This window comes from Paenibacillus sp. GCM10027630 (assembly GCF_042676305.1).
Taxonomy (GTDB): domain Bacteria; phylum Bacillota; class Bacilli; order Paenibacillales; family NBRC-103111; genus Paenibacillus_S.
The window spans coordinates 78,314-96,623 of the sequence record NZ_JBHTGY010000039.1; the positions used below are offsets into that span (position 1 = coordinate 78,314).

At 44.0% G+C, this 18,310-nt stretch carries 18 protein-coding genes; 12 read left to right on the plus strand and 6 right to left on the minus strand.

The window, feature by feature from the left end; translation table 11 throughout:
* Nucleotides 1–214: 214 nt before the first annotated feature.
* Nucleotides 215–736 (plus strand): GrpB family protein, encoded by a 522-nt coding sequence (locus ACFQ0C_RS20825; RefSeq protein WP_379369146.1) that lies wholly within the window; start codon nt 215–217, stop codon nt 734–736.
* 34 nt (nt 737–770) lie between these two features.
* Here ACFQ0C_RS20825 and ACFQ0C_RS20830 read toward each other — a convergent pair whose 3' ends face one another.
* Complete coding sequence (locus ACFQ0C_RS20830) at nt 771–1,031, minus strand: sensor histidine kinase (RefSeq protein ID WP_379369148.1); 261 nt, start codon at nt 1,029–1,031, stop codon at nt 771–773.
* 38 nt (nt 1,032–1,069) lie between these two features.
* Between ACFQ0C_RS20830 and ACFQ0C_RS20835 the strand changes: the two genes are divergently transcribed.
* Genes ACFQ0C_RS20835 through ACFQ0C_RS20845 form a run of 3 tightly spaced genes read left to right on the plus strand, consistent with a single transcriptional unit; the run spans nt 1,070 to nt 2,191 of the window.
* A complete protein-coding gene (locus tag ACFQ0C_RS20835; RefSeq protein WP_379369150.1) occupies nt 1,070–1,552 on the plus strand; it encodes an NUDIX domain-containing protein in 483 nt (160 codons plus the stop codon).
* A gap of 38 nt (nt 1,553–1,590) precedes the next feature.
* Complete coding sequence (locus tag ACFQ0C_RS20840) at nt 1,591–2,052, plus strand: GNAT family N-acetyltransferase (RefSeq protein ID WP_379369152.1); 462 nt, start codon at nt 1,591–1,593, stop codon at nt 2,050–2,052.
* Nucleotides 2,036–2,191: a hypothetical protein gene (locus tag ACFQ0C_RS20845; protein ID WP_379369155.1), complete on the plus strand. Its 156-nt coding sequence runs from the start codon at nt 2,036–2,038 to the stop codon at nt 2,189–2,191. Before ACFQ0C_RS20840 ends, ACFQ0C_RS20845 begins: the two co-directional genes overlap by 17 nt.
* A 37-nt stretch (nt 2,192–2,228) precedes the next feature.
* Here the strand turns inward: ACFQ0C_RS20845 and ACFQ0C_RS20850 are convergent, their stop codons facing one another.
* The gene (locus ACFQ0C_RS20850) at nt 2,229–3,734 is read right to left on the minus strand and encodes a response regulator transcription factor (RefSeq protein ID WP_379369157.1); all 1,506 of its coding nucleotides are present in this window, start codon (nt 3,732–3,734) and stop codon (nt 2,229–2,231) included.
* Nucleotides 3,712–5,478 (minus strand): cache domain-containing sensor histidine kinase, encoded by a 1,767-nt coding sequence (locus ACFQ0C_RS20855; protein WP_379369159.1) that lies wholly within the window; start codon nt 5,476–5,478, stop codon nt 3,712–3,714. Before ACFQ0C_RS20855 ends, ACFQ0C_RS20850 begins: the two co-directional genes overlap by 23 nt.
* 223 nt (nt 5,479–5,701) lie before the next feature.
* Here ACFQ0C_RS20855 and ACFQ0C_RS20860 point away from each other — a divergent pair, with 223 nt between their 5' ends.
* From ACFQ0C_RS20860 to ACFQ0C_RS20875, 4 genes are read left to right on the plus strand one after another with little or no spacing between them, the layout of a single operon-like run.
* On the plus strand, nt 5,702–7,003 hold the full coding sequence (locus ACFQ0C_RS20860) for an ABC transporter substrate-binding protein (RefSeq protein WP_379369161.1): 1,302 nt from the start codon (nt 5,702–5,704) through the stop codon (nt 7,001–7,003).
* A 40-nt stretch (nt 7,004–7,043) separates the two neighbouring features.
* Nucleotides 7,044–7,934 carry a carbohydrate ABC transporter permease gene (locus ACFQ0C_RS20865; protein ID WP_379369163.1) on the plus strand — a complete coding sequence of 297 codons (891 nt, stop codon included), beginning with the start codon at nt 7,044–7,046 and terminating at the stop codon, nt 7,932–7,934.
* Nucleotides 7,934–8,749, plus strand: a complete 816-nt coding sequence (locus ACFQ0C_RS20870; RefSeq protein ID WP_379369165.1) for a carbohydrate ABC transporter permease — start codon at nt 7,934–7,936, stop codon at nt 8,747–8,749. The genes ACFQ0C_RS20865 and ACFQ0C_RS20870 overlap by 1 nt, the downstream gene beginning before the upstream one ends.
* 57 nt (nt 8,750–8,806) lie before the next feature.
* A complete protein-coding gene (locus ACFQ0C_RS20875; RefSeq protein ID WP_379369167.1) occupies nt 8,807–9,556 on the plus strand; it encodes a DUF1868 domain-containing protein in 750 nt (249 codons plus the stop codon).
* A gap of 494 nt (nt 9,557–10,050) precedes the next feature.
* On the opposite strand, the gene ACFQ0C_RS20880 is transcribed toward ACFQ0C_RS20875, so the two are convergent.
* Nucleotides 10,051–11,103: an LLM class flavin-dependent oxidoreductase gene (locus ACFQ0C_RS20880; protein WP_379369397.1), complete on the minus strand. Its 1,053-nt coding sequence runs from the start codon at nt 11,101–11,103 to the stop codon at nt 10,051–10,053.
* A 592-nt stretch (nt 11,104–11,695) separates the two neighbouring features.
* On the opposite strand from ACFQ0C_RS20880, the gene ACFQ0C_RS20885 reads away from it, so the two are divergent.
* Complete coding sequence (locus ACFQ0C_RS20885; RefSeq protein ID WP_379369169.1) at nt 11,696–12,421, plus strand: sulfite exporter TauE/SafE family protein; 726 nt, start codon at nt 11,696–11,698, stop codon at nt 12,419–12,421.
* 107 nt (nt 12,422–12,528) lie between these two features.
* Here the strand turns inward: ACFQ0C_RS20885 and ACFQ0C_RS20890 are convergent, their stop codons facing one another.
* A complete protein-coding gene (locus ACFQ0C_RS20890) occupies nt 12,529–12,831 on the minus strand; it encodes a putative quinol monooxygenase (RefSeq protein WP_379369171.1) in 303 nt (100 codons plus the stop codon).
* Between the two features lie 671 nt (nt 12,832–13,502).
* Here ACFQ0C_RS20890 and ACFQ0C_RS20895 point away from each other — a divergent pair.
* Nucleotides 13,503–15,104 carry a glycosyl hydrolase family 18 protein gene (locus tag ACFQ0C_RS20895; protein ID WP_379369173.1) on the plus strand — a complete coding sequence of 534 codons (1,602 nt, stop codon included), beginning with the start codon at nt 13,503–13,505 and terminating at the stop codon, nt 15,102–15,104.
* 61 nt (nt 15,105–15,165) lie between these two features.
* On the opposite strand, the gene ACFQ0C_RS20900 is transcribed toward ACFQ0C_RS20895, so the two are convergent.
* Nucleotides 15,166–16,389 carry an MFS transporter gene (locus tag ACFQ0C_RS20900; protein WP_379369175.1) on the minus strand — a complete coding sequence of 408 codons (1,224 nt, stop codon included), beginning with the start codon at nt 16,387–16,389 and terminating at the stop codon, nt 15,166–15,168.
* 197 nt (nt 16,390–16,586) lie between these two features.
* Here ACFQ0C_RS20900 and ACFQ0C_RS20905 point away from each other — a divergent pair, with 197 nt between their 5' ends.
* Together ACFQ0C_RS20905 and mle are read left to right on the plus strand one after the other, a co-directional pair.
* Nucleotides 16,587–17,168, plus strand: coding sequence for a TetR/AcrR family transcriptional regulator (locus ACFQ0C_RS20905; protein ID WP_379369177.1), 582 nt, complete (start codon nt 16,587–16,589; stop codon nt 17,166–17,168).
* A 272-nt stretch (nt 17,169–17,440) separates the two neighbouring features.
* The gene (mle, locus tag ACFQ0C_RS20910; protein ID WP_379369179.1) at nt 17,441–18,295 is read left to right on the plus strand and encodes an alpha/beta fold macrolide esterase; all 855 of its coding nucleotides are present in this window, start codon (nt 17,441–17,443) and stop codon (nt 18,293–18,295) included.
* Nucleotides 18,296–18,310 lie beyond the last annotated feature (15 nt).

Sequence of the window (18,310 nt, forward strand, 5' to 3'; positions counted from 1 at the left end):
TGGATGTCCAGCCTTAAGCGCTTTGAAACTAAGGCTTGCTGATAAAAAGTGCATAAAGCAATTGAAAAATACAACATCAGGTTTAACATCTTGATGTTGTATTTTGTTGTAAAAACTTGGTAGTATTACAAAGCAGGCCTTACATAGGAGAGAAGCTTATGAAAAATAGGCCCAATCTATTTAAATCATAATTACTGAAAGGGCTGAGCTGCTGATGGAAGAAGTTGTTGTTTGCGAATACAATCCGGAGTGGGTTACTGAGTATAATATTGAAAAGGTAAAAATAGTCCAGCTCCTGCAGGACTTGATTCAAGGAATAGAGCATATTGGAAGCACAGCTATTCCTGGTCTGGCAGCCAAGCCTGTAATTGACATGATGGTTGGAATAAATAACTTGCAAGACTTGACTAAGCTGCATTGTGAACAATTAAAAACGATCGGCTATGAGTTTGTTGATCATCCCCATTTTCCCGAAAGAAGGTTTTTTCGAAAGGGGCAGTGGCGTGCAGGAACTCATCATTTGCATATATACGAGCACAAGGCGGATAATTGGAATTCCAACTTATTATTTAGAGACTATTTAATTAATCACCCTGATTTACTGAGGGAATATAACGTTTTAAAGAAAGAACTTGAAATTGTTTATAAGAATGATAGAGTTGCGTATACGAAGGCAAAAGCTCCATTTATTGAATCCGTGATAAGGAAAGCAAAAGGAGCAGCCACAACTAAATAGATGATTTCGTAGCTATGCGGCTGTCTCTGTTGGACTAATTAGGGATATTCAGATCGATAACAGTTCCAAATCCTGGCTTGCTGCGAATTTGAATGCCGTATGCTTCCCCATATGTAAGGGTCATCCGTTTATTCGTATTAAATAATCCGATGTGGTCATGGATCTCAGTATTTTGACGGAAATGCTTACTAATCCTCTCCAGCTGTTCTTTGTTCATACCTACCCCGTTATCTGTCACCGTAATCCTCATACAGGAGGGATGGCAACGCAGCACCTTGATTTTGATACAGCCCAATAAGAATAATTAATACGACAATAAATGGAGGCGATACTTTGTCACATATTAGGATAAGACCAACAGCGCTAATTATAAAAGATAATTCAATCTTGCTTGTAGAATATGAAGACAATGGAATCCATTATAATCTTCCTGGCGGAGGTGCAGAGCCGGGTGAGACCGTTATTGATGGAGTAATCAGAGAGGTGTACGAAGAAACTGCCGCAGAAGTTGAAGTTGGACCGTTAGCATTAGTGTATGAATTTGCTCCGCACAAACAATCAGGTGAATACTTACCGACTGATAAACATGGAATTCATTTAATTTTCGAATGTACGTTAAAGGATCATTCAAAGCCTCAAATGCCTCAGCATCCAGACCCGAATCAATCTGCAGTAAAATGGATCGCATTAGATGAGTTGGATTCGATTTTGCTGATTCCTAATATTAAGGAACAAATCAAAACGTATGTAAAACACAAAAAAAATATAGAATTAATAGAGGATTACCGTCTCGACAGATTTACCACAATGCTTTAAGAGAAAGAAAATTAGGCTATATTGAAAGGGGAAATAAAATGTCTATACGAATCAGACAGTATCAACCAAGCGATCATGAATTTGTTATGAAGCTGCACGTGGAAGGACTAAATCAATTCAACGCAAGTATAGGGAACCCCGGTTTAGATATAGACATGGAGCGGATCGAGGAGATTTACCTAAATAATAACGGAGAATTTATAGTTGGATTAATTAATGATCAAATAGTTAGCATGGGTGCTTATAGAAAGTATGATAGTGAAACAGCAGAAATAAAGAGAATTAGAATTGATCAGAACTATCAGAAAAGAGGAATAGGTCAGTTGATTTTAACGGCTCTAGAGAGCTCGGCAAAAGATAAAGGCTACCAAAAACTCATTCTAGATACAACCGTCAAACAATTGCCGGCCCAAAAATTATTCGAGCGGAATGGATATATAGAAATAAATCGAAGGCTGTATAAAGAGATGGAGATTATCTACTATGAGAAGATATTATAACCGGCTGTCGGATCGACCGACAGCCTTATTTTATAATATTAGCCTTTATAAGTTTTCAGCGGAGCTGAAGAAGTCTGATATTGCAAGAAAAGCTACCTTTAAGACACGAATGTATCTTCATCTAATGGGCTTCGAATAGAAGCTTTTCTTATAGTTTTACGATGATAAAGACAAATTTACTCAGGTAAAGCAGGGGGCTGCGAACGATTAGAGCCCGCATTTCTTTTATATTCTTGGGGGGAGACACTGTAATGTTTGGTGAACAGTTTACTGAAATGGCTTGTGCTATAAAGTCCGACTTTCCTTGTAATCTCATGTATGGATAAATCAGTCTCCAGAAGCAGTTTTCGCGCCTCCTTCATCCTCAACTCCGCTATATACTCAACAAATCGATTTCCCGTTTCTTTATGAAATAATGTGCTTAAATAATTGGGGCTAATATCGAACAGGTCAGCCACCTTGGCGACGCTTATTTCATCTGCGTAATGGGAATTGGCGTAAGCGACGATAGACCGAATGATGTGACTCCGATCCGTTTGGGAACCTATTAAACGTTTGCTATAGTCCAACAGCTCACTTTTCAAGCTAGAATACCCGCCATCAGCCTCCACAGACAGCCCAATCGAACAACGTAAAAACAATCCTATGGCGGAAATCACTCGAATGTTTTCATGCAGTCGTTGATCTTCTACAAGAGGGATGAGCCGCTGCTCGATCGCGCTGCCGAATTCAATAGGGCTTTGAAGCTCCTTATACCTTGCCAACTCGACAAGTAAAGTGCAAACAGTGAGATAATGAGGTTTATCCTGAATAACTGCTTTTAGAAACGACTGGGAATAATCAACGGAAATACCGAGTAAAGCTCTCAGGCAGGTCATCTGCAGAAGCTCCCCATATGTGGATAAGAACAACCTGAAGGGGATGGTGTTGCTCGTAATCTGGGTTAGGTCACCCTGCTCCTTGCGCCAGGCTGCCGTCATGTGTCGGATCTCCGACAGGCAAGACAACAGTTTCTCATTGCCGGTTTCCCAGGTCTTCTCGATGCCAAGCACAAGAATCCATTCATTATCGCGCGGCTTCATGATGGTCATGTGAAATTGTCGGCTCATGTATGGCTTGGCGCAGCTTCTGGCTCGATCTAGCCATGCTTCGGCGCTCGAACGATTCGTTTCTTTCAATCCGTCAAAACATAGGGCAACCAGCTTGAAGTTCATTCCATCCAGTGGTAAACGGCTATCCTCTGCAGGCTTCGTTGTAGTAATGATTTCAGCGATCTGCAGGCTGAACAGCCGGTTTCTTTCCTCAGCTTTGCGTTCAAGAAGCTCCATTATGTTGTGGATGACCGCTTTCAGCTGGTCAAGGCTGGCTGGCTTCAACAAATATTCGTTGATCCGAAGAGCGATTGCCTTGCGGGCATAGTCAAATTCAGAGAATCCGGTCAGAATGATGAACTCCGTGTGTGGTGAAACCAGCTTGCCTTGCTCGATGGCTTCCAAACCGCCAAGCGAAGGCATTTTGATATCTACAAAAGCAACATCGGGCTGCAGTCGTTCCAACTCGTGAAGGAGCTCGCAGCCATCGGTTGCTTCGTGAATACTTAGCGCAGGAATATTCAGTTTGTCCAGGTTATGCCGGATTGACAGCCGAATCAGATGTTCATCATCCGCTATTAGGATTTTCATGGAAATTGGCCTCCGGTATCATGATAGTAATTTGTGTTCCTTCACCAATAGAGCTCTTCAGCTGAAACAGACTGTCAGGAAAGCACAGCCGCAACCGTTCAATGGTATTGGTCAGGCCTATTTTGCCATGTTCTTCCGGAAACTCCGGGTCGAAGCCGGTGCCGTCATCCTCGATACGGATACGTACATACATGACTTCATTCTCAACCACCATATCGGCTGCAATCACAAGGCTGCAAGGAGCGTTCATGGGTTCGATTCCGTGGATGATTGCATTCTCAACCAAGGGCTGGAGCAGCAGCTTGGGCACCTTGTAAGAACGAACACCATCTTCGTACGACACGTGGACTTGCAGGCGTTGGCCGAAGCGCAGCTGCTGGAGGGAACCATATTTTTGTATAAGCTGCAGTTCTTCCTCGAGAGTAGTCATATCCGGATGATTCAAAATATACCGCAGCAGCAGAGTAAGATCGATAATCGATGTTTCCAGCAGTTCCCGCTCACCTAGTTGGTTAAGCGCGACAAAACCGTTCAGCATGTTGAATAAAAAATGCGGCTGAATCTGCGACTGAAGCGCTTTGTACTCGGAATTACGCTGCTTCAGCACCAGTACATATTCCATCTCGATTTTCTGCTTCAGCTCATCGATCATGGAATTGAGTGATTGCCCGATCACATCGAATTCGTCTTTTGAATGGGAACGATAGCGGGCTGTAAAATCACCTTGCTCGACCTTGCGCATCGTCTTAATGATCTCCTTGACCGGACCCATCACTTTACGAGATAGTATTTGATAGAACAAGAAAGCCACGACAAGACAAACGATATAGAGCAGAGCGGAGTTTAGGTAGATCCATAGTGTTTTTTGCTCCAGATGCTTGTAGGAGAGAAGCACGACTAGCTCCCAGTTGTACGGGGCCACCGTTCTTCTCACCACCAGATAGGAATTGCTGCCATCGCGTATAACGGAACGATTTTCGGGCATCGGCCTGAACAATGTCGGAGATAGCTCGTGATTTGAATAAACGAAATTACGTTCCTCATCGAGGAGTGCGATATAGGAAGGGACATGGAAATCGATGTCCTGAAACATTTTTTGTAAAACAACGGTATTAGCATCAGCGATAATGACGCTGATTGGTCGTTGGGATGGGATTTCCCGGATCGTGCGTGCAACAGAGAACACCGTTTCATTTTTAGTGCGAGTAAAATAGTCCTGCTTGTGTGGATTAATGAAAACGGCGTTTCCGCCTGCGAGCAGAGCTTTGCGGTACCAATCTGTTTCAGAAAACTCATAATCGGATGCCACATCATTTAGCGGGTTGTTGGTTGAATAAAACAATGGCTTATTGTCCGAAACGATCAGGGTACTCATAATATCCTTGCGTGTATTCCTAACAAACCTTAGCTGTGAATCCAACATATTAGTAATGCTCAGGACCTGGTATTTGCTCATGCTTTCGTAAGATTCGGAGGCTTTAACCTTAAGTGCATAAATAAAGTCATCGTTGTAGTAAGGAATAAGCGTAAGCTGGTCCAACTCGTTGAGGTAGCTGGATAAGCTCTTGGACAGAGAGATCAATGTGTTGTCAATCAGTATTCCTGTATCGTTGCTGTTCTTATCGATATAAACTCGTGCGACTATATAGGTGGTAAGCAGCATCGGCATCAGCGTGCTGATCATGAAAATAAGGACAAGCTTCTTATTAAGCGGCCGATACAGTTTGATCCCGAAGCCTTTCATGAGTGAATCAACCTTTCCTGCCCTGATGGGATTCTTCTTGAGACAACGTATTCGACATGCTCAAGGATCTTCCTTCCTTCAGAACGATCAACCCTGACTCTAAAAAGCAGTATCATAGAAAGCAGCACGGTTAGTGTAGTTTTGAGCGGATTTGAGACCGTTTTATTCCGTTATACTGACGATGTGACACACCAATTAACCGATGAAGGGGATAAAACGATTCATGAGAAAAATGACGAAGCTTTGTACAATCGGCCTATCGGCACTGATCATGGCAACAGGATGCTCGAACGGTGGAAACAGCAATACGTCAGTGGGAGCAAGTAACGGAGCAAACACAGGCACGCTTCCTACTAAGGAGGCAAAGGCGGTCAAGCTTACGATGATGACTAACGCAACAGGTATGACATTTGATGCAATACAGACGATAATAGACGGATTTACAAAGGAAAATCCAGGCATTCAGGTCGATTTCAGCACACAGGGAAAGGACTATGAGCAGCTGATGAAGGCTAAGATGGCTTCCAATGATCTGCCGGACCTGTTTGCAACGCATGGCTGGTCCGTGAATCGGTACAGCGAATATTTGCGTCCTCTTAACGATCAGCCATGGTTTGGCAACCTTACGGATACGATCAAACCGACCATTTCCGATAAAAAAGGCAATGTTTATGTGCTGCCGTTAAATATCGACCAATCCGGTATCGTGTACAACAAAAAAGTACTCAAGGATTTGAACCTGGAAATTCCGAAGACATGGGAAGAGCTGATGGCAGCCTGCAAGGTGATCAAAAACGCCAACATCACTCCGATCCACATCGGGGGCAAAGACACGACAAAACTGGCAGGCTTTTTCAACAAGCTGGCTCCAACCGTTCTTGTATCGGATAAATCGCATAATTACGGAGATTCACTGAAAGACGGTACTTTTGACTGGAGCGGGTGGAATTTGGTTTCGCAGCAGTTGGTAAATTTGAAGAAGGAAGGCTACTTGAACAAGGATGTCGTCACAGCCGACCCGTTAAGTGCAGCCGAGAAGATTGCCACCGGTAAAGCGGCTTTCTTGTTTGAAAACAATGCTATTGTTGCCGAAGTGATGAAGATCAATCCTGATGCGCAGGTTGGGATGATGCCTGTGCCCGCCTTTTACAAAGGGGATGAACCGATACTGAATGGCGGAGAACGGGAGGCGTTCGGCGTATGGAATAAATCGAAAAACATAGATGCAGCGCTGCTGCTCTTGAGTTATTTGGCTAAAAGCGACAATATCGCTAAAGTGGCTGCGGCTACAGGGATGCCTGCCGGACTTAAGAACGTCAAATATGATTTGGGCGGTTTGACCGCAGACTTTAGTAAGTACGGAAGCCTGCGGACGATTCCGGTTTTCGACCGGGAATATTTGCCCAATGGCATGTGGAGCACATTAAAGATAATCGGACCTGCGCTGCTGACTGGCGATATGACGGTGGAAGAATCCTCGCGGATGATGAACGATGATTATAAAAAACTCCGTTCGCAAAAATAACGGTGGAGCACGACCGTAATTTCTTCGAGGAGAGAGCGCAATGAGACGGAAAATAGCAATAATGATTAACTCAGACAAGGGGTTATCCTTGATGTATGCGCCTGCTTTATGTTTGTTTTTACTGTTCGTGGCTTACCCCCTTGTCTCGGGCATTCAAATTTCATTCACAAACTGGAACGGCTATTCGCAAAAGTACAGCTATATCGGCTTTGATAATTACAGTAAGCTGATGACAGATGTACGCTTTACAAAGTCGCTGTTGAATACGCTTATATATGGTTTCGGAAGCGCGATTCTGCAAAACTTTTTCGGAATTTTGTATGCACTGCTGCTCAATATGAAGTTTCGAAGTCGGATACTGGTGCGTACCATCGTCTACATGCCGGTCATCGTGGCTCAGCTGATTATGGGCTATATCTGGTATTTCCTTGTCCAGTATGATGGAGGGGCGATTAATGATATGCTCGCGTCACTCGGCTTTGAGCCAGTGGACTGGATGGCTGAAGGCTCGCGCGCTGTGTGGATCATTACAGGCATCAACGCTTTTCAGTATGTCGGCACTTCGATGATCATTTATTTGGCCGGTATACAGAGCATTCCACAATCGCTGCAGGAGGCAGCTACCATCGATGGAGCCAATGGTCTGAGCCGGTTCCGCCATATTACACTGCCCCTTCTGATACCAGCCATTACTACGAGTTTTATGCTTAATTTGATTGGAGGTCTGGAGCTATTCGCTATTGTTATCTCGCTAACCTCAGGGGGACCGGGATTTGAATCACATTCGATGTCTTCCTTGATCAATTACTTTTATTTTGAAAATCAGAACGCTGGCTATGCAGCGGCGATTGGGCTCATTACATTTGTATTGGTCATATCGGTCAGTTATGTGATGCTGAAAATTTTCAGGAAGAGAGAGGTGGAGTATTGATGAAGCACTATGCAGGTCTTCTAAAAAATACCGTAGGGCTCATCATCATGGCTATCCATTTTGTGCCTTTCTATATCCTGATCACTATGGCTTTCAAAAAAACGAATGATTATACATCCCGGTGGACTTTGCCGGATTACTTCTTTCTGGACAACTTTCGTCTGGCTTTGGGAGGCGGCAAGCTGCTGCAAGCAATGATGAACAGCATGGTTGTGACTATATGTTCGGTGCTGCTGATTGCTCTGCTCGGCGCGATGGCGGCTTATCCTCTGGCGCGTGTCAAAAACCGTTTCAATCTGACCATGATTAGCTTCATTTTGGCTGTCATGATGGTACCCAAGCTGACAATATTGGTTCCTTTGTACAGCTTGGTGGCAGGGCTCGGAGGCGTCAGCACGTTTTGGGGGATCATATTGCTGATTACTACCTATAAGCTGCCGGCTTGTATCTTTCTGTATTCGAATTTTATCGCTACGATTCCTAAAGCGCTTGACGAAGCCGCAACTATCGATGGCTGCAGCAAATTCAGTGTATTTTACCGCATTCTGCTTCCCTCCATGATGCCGGTTACTGCAACTGTGATCATTATGAACAGCGTGTCGATCTGGAATGATTATTCATTCTCGCTATACTTTATGCAGTCACCTCTCAAACGCACTGTTACACTGGCGATTTCATCTTTTTTCAGCCAAAACAACACGAACCTGAACGCTGCAGCAGCTGCAGCACTGCTCGCGATCATTCCCGCCACTGTATTGTATTTGTCACTGCAGAAGCATTTTGTTAAGGGAATGGTCGATGGCTCAGTGAAGTAGATGGTACAATTGTAGTAATGGCCTAAGCTATTCTAAAAGGAAGGGGATTATATTTCTATGAATTATTCGAATGGCAGTGATTATTTGGGCGGTGAAAGGTTGAACAGCACTAGTCTTGATTCAAGCAGCAATACGGTTTCCCATCGCGTATTCACGAAGGCGGTTGGCCGTAAATTCCACGAGGATGGGTCCGTACGTTATTTTCCAGGCAACACGGTCATCTGTCCGATTGATCCGAATCATGCGGTATACCCAAAATTGGTCAAGCTGGCAGAAAACTTCCACAAGCTTTCCTGCTCACAGAAATTCACGATGCTGCCGCCATCAAGCTACCATATGACCATCATTCAGGGCGTTTGCGACGAGGATCGGAAACAAGAGCTTTGGTCGCGCTATTTGCCGCTGGATGCACCATTGGAGGAAGTGGACCGCTTTTTTCGGGAGAAGTGGGCAAAGGTTCGTGTACCGGAAGGTTTTAACATGAAGTTTAACTACTTGAACACTAACGGACTTGCTTTGACCGTCAATCTGCTGCCGCTGGCGGTTGATGACACCAGAAAGCTGAAAGAGTTCCGAGACGAAGTCTCGAACGAGCTAGGGCTGCGGTTTCCTGATCACGATGACTATCGCTTCCATATTTCAATTGGCTATCGAATTATGGAGCTGACGGTGGAGGAGGAGAGCGAGCTGCTATCCTTCAAGGAGCAGATCGAGCTGGAGCTTATGGAACATTTCGGAGTATATGAGTCGGTGCCTCCACAGCTCGTCTTTTTCAAGGATATGTTTAAATTTTCCGATATTCGTTAAGCTGGAGGGTTAGAGCAAGGATGGATTGATGGTTCAATCAAACCTTATTCTGCTGTAGGGAAGGATATAAAAGAAAGTGTGGACCCACGAGTTTCTATATCTGGATAGCGGGGTAGTAGCGATGTGCTCCGAAGGTACTAAACGGAACTGAAAGTTCCGTTATTTAATCATCCGCCTCCAATTTAAGACGATAGCGGAAGTCGGGTTTCCGCTATTTGGAGCGAATGATGAATACTATGCACAAAAACGAGAGATAACGGAAGTAGTTCTTCCGTTATCTCTCTGTTTTTTGTGCTTTCCGTTCAATAGCGGAACGAATACGTCCGCTATTGCTTCGACTGATCATTCTTTATGGAAAGAAGTAGCTGCCTGAAAAGAAAAGTATTTGACAGCTTCATATAAGTAATAGGTGTTAGCGGGTACGGGCTTAGTTAATATCAGCGCACAGATGTTCAATTTCAATTGTGGTGCAAGCTTAATAAGTTTTTCTCTATTTAATCCTTCGACTCGCTTCGAGCAAGCTCTTTACGTACGATTGGTGCGACCCTTGTCCCGAGCAGCTCGATGGCGCGCATAACCTCACGATGCGGCATCGTACCTACATTTACATGCAGGAAGAAACGAGTAACCCCCAAATTTTTGCGCAGCAGAATAATCTTTTCAGCAACATATTCCGGATCGCCGACATAGAGAGCGCCTCGTAGACTGCGTGCGGCATCATAAGTGGTGCGATTGTAGGGCTGCCCCCAACCCCGTTCCCGACCAATGACGTTCATTTGAGCCTGCGTTGAAGGGAAAAATAAATCAGCTGCCTGCTCGGTGGATTCTCCTACAAATCCGTGAGAATGCGTTGCAATCGGCAGTGTTTCAGGATCATGCCCAGCTCGTGCCGCAGCTTTCTTATAGAGCTCGACTAAAGGAGCGAAGCTCTCAGGCATTCCGCCGATAATGGCGAATGCTATAGGAAGGCCGAGCATTCCGGCCCGAACAGCTGATTGGGCATTCCCGCCGCTTGCGATCCAAACAGGGAGAGGGCTCTGAACGGATCGTGGATAGACGCCCAGGTTATCAATTGCCGGACGATGACCGCCGCGCCAAGTCACTTTCTCTGAGGAGCGAACAGCAAGAAGAAGCTCCAGATTTTCTTCGAACAATTCGTCATAATCATCCAGACTATAACCGAATAGCGGGAAGGATTCAATGAACGAACCTCGGCCTGCCATAATTTCGGCGCGTCCGTTTGAGATGCCATCCAGAGTGGAGAAGGCTTGATAAACACGAACCGGATCGTCAGAGGAAAGTACGGTGACGGCGCTCGTGAGCCTGATCCGCTTGGTCATGGCAGCAGCTGCCGCAAGTACAACAGCTGGTGCAGTACCTGCATAATCGGCTCGATGATGCTCCCCAATTCCATAGACATCCAGACCAACCTGATCGGCTAATACGATCTCCTCAACTGCATGACGCAGCCGTTCGGCGTGGCTGATGACCTCACCTGTCACTGGGTCTGGCGTAGTTTCCAAAAAAGTGCTGATTCCAATTTCCATATTTTTTATTTGATTAGCCAAGTGGATTCGCCTCCTTAATACCTATATTTTACTCGTTTTTATATAGTTTCTCAACTTTAGTAAGTATGATTCGCATTGTTTCTATAAATCTATTAAATAAGCCCTCTCTGTTATGAAGGATATGAATAGAGTATATCATCACACAGAAAGAGAGGTGATATATATGAACCTTATAGTCAACCGGTTCTATGGTATTGTCTTCAGAACTAACACTGGTACCACTATCGTTTTTAATGCAAGAGTAATAGCGTGAGTGGGAAGTCTTACCACAACAATCAAGTTTATGAATTCAAGAGGAATTATCGTTACAAGAGTATTGAGAAATGCTCAAATTATTAGAGCTGTCCTTATCTAATTTAGAATCACATAATCCCGGAGATGAATTTGATCCTACCGGGATTTCTTTTAGTTTTCCCACCAAAAACAACATCAATTTCAGAGAGACGATATTTCCAGCAAACCTGTTGAAATTTTCTCTGATCGCTCATCAATAGTCTTTGTGTTAAAATCTTATCAGATCCTTCATAATTTATTGCTATCTTTTTAGATGGTTCAATTAGGAGTGCTATAGTTGGGACAATATTTATTTGTATTATTTGTAGGACTGTTAGCAGGAGCTATCAGCGGTGTTATTGGAACAGGCTCATCCATCATGTTATTGCCCGTACTTGTGTTTACCTTTGGTCCCAAGCAAGCAGTACCGATTATGGCAGTAGCTGCTGTCATGGCGAATATTTCAAGAGTTATTGCCTGGTGGCGTGAGATCGATTGGAAAGCATTTGCCGCTTACTCAATAACAGGTATACCTGCCGCAGCGATAGGTGCACAAACTTTGTGGGTATTACCCGTACATATTGTCGATATCGGACTAGGCATTTTTTTTCTGGTTATTATTCCTATAAGGCATTGGCTTGATGCAAAAAAATTACATATTCGTTTATGGCAGCTATCTATTATTGGGGGGATCATTGGTTTTTTGACCGGCTTAGTTCTATCTACTGGCCCCCTCAGTGTTCCGGCATTCACTTCTTACGGATTAATGAAGGGAGCCTTTCTTTCTACGGAAGCTGCCAGCTCACTTGCACTATATATAAGTAAAGTTGTAACTTTCCGTGAGCTAGGAGCTCTTCCAATAGAATTAATATTACAAGGAGTTACTGTAGGTGTATCTCTTATGCTGGGCACGTTTATAGCGAAAAGTGTTGTGCAGCGTATGAGTATTGTTTCATTCAAGTATGTGCTAGATTTTCTCTTGTTATGTTCCGGAATTTCTATGTTGTGGACGGCGTTCCATTAACTACAAATAAGCCGTGATACTCTACATTTAGTAGAATAATACGGCTTCCTATAGTTTAATGGGTCGTCTGCTGTGAAGCAATTCACACTCTGAACGCGGCTGCCCAACTAAAGTCCTTTGCCACCAATAGGCCTTACCTTGGTTGCTTCCACTCCTGCTATTAACGGCATGGCCAGTTGAATAGAAGCTTTTGTTTCTTCTTGAGCAAGGGACGCCTCATGTGCTTCTGGATCGCTCCACACCTCTGTCACCCATATGGTATCGGGTTCGGTGTCAGAGATATTGACGATGTATAACTCGCATTCCTTAAGCGATTGTGCAGAAGCCGCACTGTCTAACAAGATGTTTGCCAGAGCGTCCCGCTGACCGGATTTAGCTGTGAATTTCACGTACATTCCAAATTTGCTCATTATTGTCACCTTTTCATTGTTATTTTTGACCCTATTGTACCCCTTTGAGGCTCCAACTCAAAATCAGTGCTTGACCCTCCTCCGACTATTTCTCCTCATAAAAGCCTGCTAACATGCAGTTATTTTCTACCGAAATCGCGATTGGGATAAAAGACCTGTGAAAGTACATCAATTTCCATGGAAAACGCACCGATTCAGTTAAGAATGAAAAAATAAATGCACATTCGCATGAATTCAAGAATCTGCCGATATACAAGTCAAATAACTGTATAGATGAAGGTTTTTGAGGATGAGGCAGTGGCTTCGAATCGAATCATTCGAATAAAGTTGTGTGAGTTGTCGTTGCAATTCTTAAGGTTTTGTCTAGAGCTGAGCTGGGCACGGCAACAGAGACAAATCGAATGACTTCGTTAAACTCTGATTTCGGTTTTGAGCGACTTTTGATGATAAATATGATTATAGTATTCCTCGAAAACTTCGTATTGTAAAAATGCGACAAGTCTTGTGATGCAAATAGTGAGTATGGAGGACTAGTATAAGGCTAATTATCAGTATTTCATCAGTCTTATATTATTGAATTCAACGGAATAGTAAAGGAAGATATGAATCTAGCAACCTTTCTCTGTTTAGGCACGTCTAAAAAGGTTGACGTCATAGAGAAGGAGTGTAATATGTACAATAAGATTACAGGATTTATGATTTTACTTCTGTTCGTAGCAGCCGGAAATGCATATGCCTACGACGTACCAATGGCTAAATATAAAGATATAATGGAGCAGTCTTGGGAAAAAGATTACGTATATACGTTATCGGCGCTCGGTATTATTGAAGGGTATCCAGATTCCAAATATCATTCTGAAGAAGCATTGTCACGGGAAGCTTTTATTAAGCTGTTGGTTACTGCGGCCAAGCTGGATATTTCCCAAACTTCGGGAACGGTGCCTGCGGATGCGGTCAGCCGATGGTCGGCTCCATACATTGCAGCTGCCTCGGAGCGGCACTGGATCGAATTTATGGTGAACGAGGCAGACGAATTTAAGCCGGAGCAGCCGATTTCACGTGAAGAAGTGGCAGCCGTCGTCGGTATGTATCTATTGGACAAGGATGAATCCGTTGGCCCACAGTGGATATCGGGGGATTGGTCGAAAGAACGGGATGCACGTGCGTATAGCGATAGCCAGATAATTAGCAACAAGCTTGCACCCTATGTGTTCTATACAGTAAAACGGACCGTCATGGAAGGTGATAACCAGGGCTTTCGGCCGAAAAGCGGATTAATTCGCAGTGAAGCCGCCGCTGTGATTAATCGTCTGATTGATATTGAAACGGTTGGACAGGAATTGGAAGTAACCGGATTCTACGCGATCAAATCGAGCCCCGCCATCACGCGTATGTCTCTAGTCGACAATGTTGCGATGGGCTGGTCCCATCTCGAATACGATACAGCGGGCACAGCCAAATTGGGGACAAATACAACTACCTATCAAGTTCCAGACGGGTTCGAGGAAGTGTTGAAGGCCGCCGACAAAGCGAATGTGAATAAAGACTTAATGGTTTTTTTCAACGATAGGGAGAAGCTGTCGGCATTTTTGAAGGATGCTCTGGCGCAGAAGATATTTATCAGCCAACTTGTAGCTAAGCTTAGCGATCCGGTATTTGGATTTTCCGGTGTCTCTCTTGATTTAGAAGGATTGATTGAGGGATCGGACGCCCCGAATTATACGCAGTTTGTGAGGGATGTAAAAGCCGCCATTGGAAGCAAGACACTCTCTGTTTGCGTACCGACCGATCATTATTATAAAGGCTATAATTATAAAGACCTCAGCGCAGCGGCGGACTCTCTTATTCTCATGGCTTACGATTTTACGCATGATGATTCACATCTTCCTTCTGCCCCTTTACCTTTAGTCAGGGATGGGGTGGAGAGAGCTCTCAAGCAGGGGGTGCCGGCTAGTAAGTTGGTGCTGGGCATTTCAAAGCAGGCCAATCAGTGGATCACAACGAACAGCAAGACAACAACGGCCAAGCCTGCTATTGAGCTGGTGGAGAAACGAATTGCCGATCCTAATGCTTCCAAAACGTGGAGTATGCCGTATTTCCTGAAGCTGGTCCAATACCAGGACGGCAGTAATATAAATGAAATCTATTATGAAGATACTCAAAGTATTGCCAAAAAAATCTGGCTCGCCAAAGTCTATGGTCTCAAAGGCATTTCTCTCTGGCATATGGGGAATTTCACTGCATCCGATTGGGATATCATTGCCACAAAATAGCACAAAGGAAAACGTCACTTTCTTGAAAAGGAAGATGGCGTTTTTCTTTGTGTTATTAATATTATTTAATGGGGTTAATGTAACGTCCTGTGCTACGAGTTAATGACCAGAATAGTAGAGCGAGAGCACTGACACTTGCTCCTAACAAGCACACGCCATTCCAGCCTAGGAAATGATAAATACGGGTAGATGCGATGGATCCGATGGCGCTGCCAATGGAATAGAAAATCATATAACCGGCGGTAAGCCTGCTGCGTGATTCAGGGCGCACAGTAAAGATCATGCTTTGGTTGGTGACATGTACGGCTTGTACCGCCAGGTCAAGGAGGATAATACCAACAATTAAAGCGAGAAGCGAATGTTCGGTATAACTAATCGGCAGCCATGAAACTAGCAATAGAACCAAGGCTACGCCTGTGGTCTTTTGCCCTAAGCCGCGATCAGCAAGTCGGCCTGCTCGTGCTGCCGCTAACGCTCCTGTAACTCCAGCGAGACCAAACGCTCCAATCGCGGTATGCGAAAGAGAAATTGGCGGGGCACTGAGGGGCAGCACCAGGGAAGTCCATAATATACTGAATGCGGTGAAAATCAACAGAGCTAACACAGCACGAATTCGCAGGATTCGTTCTTGCACGAACAACATAAACACTGATCGCAGCAGCTGTAGGTAGGATAATGATTTCCTTTCTCTTTCTTGCTCATCATGCGGAAGCACCCGAATCAACGCGCCTGCCATTATTAGCGTCAATACCGCAGATACAAGATACACCGAACGCCAACCGGCTAGATCCGTCAAAACACCGGCGAAAGCTCGGGCAAGTAAAATGCCGACAACTATCCCGCTTGTCACCATACCAACAACACGTCCACGATCTGCTGAAGCAGCCAAAGTTGCCGCAAACGCAACGAGTGCTTGGGTTACGACTGCTAGAAGCCCAACCGCAGCTATGCCTATGAACAATATCGTACTAGTACGGGCTGTGCTGACAACAATCAGAGCCAGCACAGATATAAGCATCTGCCCAGCGATTAGCCGACGTCGATTGACGAAATCGCCGAGCGGCACTAACAGCAGCAATCCCAGCGCGTAACAAACCTGAGTAATAGTTATAATAATGCCAACGGATGAATGAGTAATGCCGAACTCGCTCGAAATAGCGTCCAGAAGGGGCTGAGCGTAATAGATGTTGGCAACAAACAATCCGCAGGCTATTGCAAATAAGTATGCCACATATCGAGACATTAAAGAGGGCGATTCGATTGGTTTTTCAACAAACTTCTCCATAAAACAATGACACCTCCTCAACAATTAGTTTGGTCAAATTTTATAACATACTGATCAGTACAATAAGATTCCTGATTAATATACTACCCAAAATATAAACTGTCAATGCATTACAAAAAAAGAACGATTTTGTTGACAAAACCGCCTTCTAACAATAAAATCATAACATACTGTTCGATACGAAAAGGGGCTCTGTTATGGTTCGACTACGCGAATTTGACGAGGAAAAGGCATTGGATGCAGCTATGCAACTATTTTGGGAAAAGGGGTTTGAAGCTACCTCTTTAAGCGATTTGACATCAAAAATGGGCATTCAGCGACCAAGCATATACTCGGCCTTTGGAGATAAAAAAGAACTGTTTGAAGCTGCCTTGCGCAAATATACGCAATTCCATGCTGCCTATGTACGATCGAGTCTTCAGAACCATCCTTCTGTCAAAGAAGCATTCCGTGCTTTTTTTGAAACTATAGTGGCGAAAGAATATGAAAAAAGTGCCAACCGGGGATGCTTTTGCATCAATACGATGGTGGAGCTTGCGCCTCATGATGAGAAATTTGAAATCCTAACAAGGGAACATCAGATGTATCTTTCGGTACTATTTCAAGAAGCGGTTGAACGAGGTATGCGCTCAGGTGAGCTTAGTCACGATGTAAAGGCAAAAGAATTAGCACAGACATTAGTCGTATCGTTAATAGGGCTTACCGTGATGATGAAATCTCGTCCCGAACGATCATTTGTAGATAATTTTGTGGAAGTAATCCTTACTTTGCTTAAGTAGAATCGAAGATGATTTATGTTAAACGAGAAGGAGGGCCTGCACGTTGCAGCTCCTCTTTTTGATTAAAGAGAAAAATGTTATAATCGGAAGTGGGTTAAACCCCTTATTGAGATATGTATAGGAGAGTGCTTATCGTGATTATCAAATTCATTCGTTTACGTTAATTGAGGTGCAGTTCAAATAAGCTCATCCATTTTTTCGGAAAATGTGTTGGGTATTATTTAAGTGTGCATGTTTACATTTAACAAAATCGAATGAAATGAGGAATAACCATGAGCGAAGAGATATTTAATATTAACGGAATTGATATATGCGCAGAAAGCTTTGGGGACCCCCGAAATCCAGCGGTGTTACTCATTATGGGAGCCACGTGTTCAATGGTTTATTGGGATGAAGAATTTTGTCAACGGCTTGCGGATACGGGGCGATATGTGATTCGATATGATAACCGAGATGTCGGCCGCTCAATTGCCTATGAGCCGGGAAGTTCTCATTATACGGTAGCAGACATGGCTGATGATGCGGTTGGGGTACTTGAAGCATACCATATTGAGCAAGCACATATTGTCGGCCTGTCGTTAGGGGGGATGATAGCTCAAATTATAGCATTGCGCCATCCTGACAAGATTCTAACAATGACATTGATAGCCTCAACTATTTTCGGGTCAGATGACAACGACCGGGGTTTACCTCCAATGGATGAGAGGATATTGGCTTTTCATGCTAATGGAGCTGCTTTAAATTGGTCAGATGAAGAAATGGTTGCCAATTACCTGGTTGCAGGGTCGGGCTTGCTCAGTGGTTCAAAACATAAATTCGATGAGATGAGAGCCTATAAGCAGGTAAGAAAAGAAATAAAAAGAGCCAATAACCTACTAAGTATGTTTAATCATGCACTTCTTAAAGGTGATGATTCTTTTGAGGGGAAATTAAAGAGAATCAAGGTACCTGTATTGGTTATTCACGGTACAGAAGACATCATACTTCCATATGAACATGGTCTAGCTCTTGTCAATGAAATTCCCGATGCAACGCTGCTATCCCTCGAAGGAACTGGCCACGAAATACATTTCAACGATTGGGATACTATTATTAATGCTATTATGAACCATACGTCGGTCGTATAAGTTTTATGGAACTCA

Coding starts and splice junctions, on each gene's coding strand:
- ACFQ0C_RS20825 (WP_379369146.1), top strand. CDS start 215: ATGGAAGAAGTTGTTGTTTGCGAATACAATCCGGAGTGGGTTACTGAG.
- ACFQ0C_RS20840 (WP_379369152.1), top strand. CDS start 1,591: ATGTCTATACGAATCAGACAGTATCAACCAAGCGATCATGAATTTGTT.
- ACFQ0C_RS20845 (WP_379369155.1), top strand. CDS start 2,036: ATGAGAAGATATTATAACCGGCTGTCGGATCGACCGACAGCCTTATTT.
- ACFQ0C_RS20850 (WP_379369157.1), bottom strand. CDS start 3,734: ATGAAAATCCTAATAGCGGATGATGAACATCTGATTCGGCTGTCAATC.
- ACFQ0C_RS20855 (WP_379369159.1), bottom strand. CDS start 5,478: ATGAAAGGCTTCGGGATCAAACTGTATCGGCCGCTTAATAAGAAGCTT.
- ACFQ0C_RS20860 (WP_379369161.1), top strand. CDS start 5,702: ATGAGAAAAATGACGAAGCTTTGTACAATCGGCCTATCGGCACTGATC.
- ACFQ0C_RS20865 (WP_379369163.1), top strand. CDS start 7,044: ATGAGACGGAAAATAGCAATAATGATTAACTCAGACAAGGGGTTATCC.
- ACFQ0C_RS20870 (WP_379369165.1), top strand. CDS start 7,934: ATGAAGCACTATGCAGGTCTTCTAAAAAATACCGTAGGGCTCATCATC.
- ACFQ0C_RS20875 (WP_379369167.1), top strand. CDS start 8,807: ATGAATTATTCGAATGGCAGTGATTATTTGGGCGGTGAAAGGTTGAAC.
- ACFQ0C_RS20880 (WP_379369397.1), bottom strand. CDS start 11,103: ATGGAAATTGGAATCAGCACTTTTTTGGAAACTACGCCAGACCCAGTG.
- ACFQ0C_RS20890 (WP_379369171.1), bottom strand. CDS start 12,831: ATGAGCAAATTTGGAATGTACGTGAAATTCACAGCTAAATCCGGTCAG.
- ACFQ0C_RS20895 (WP_379369173.1), top strand. CDS start 13,503: ATGTACAATAAGATTACAGGATTTATGATTTTACTTCTGTTCGTAGCA.
- ACFQ0C_RS20900 (WP_379369175.1), bottom strand. CDS start 16,389: ATGGAGAAGTTTGTTGAAAAACCAATCGAATCGCCCTCTTTAATGTCT.
- ACFQ0C_RS20905 (WP_379369177.1), top strand. CDS start 16,587: ATGGTTCGACTACGCGAATTTGACGAGGAAAAGGCATTGGATGCAGCT.
- mle (WP_379369179.1), top strand. CDS start 17,441: ATGAGCGAAGAGATATTTAATATTAACGGAATTGATATATGCGCAGAA.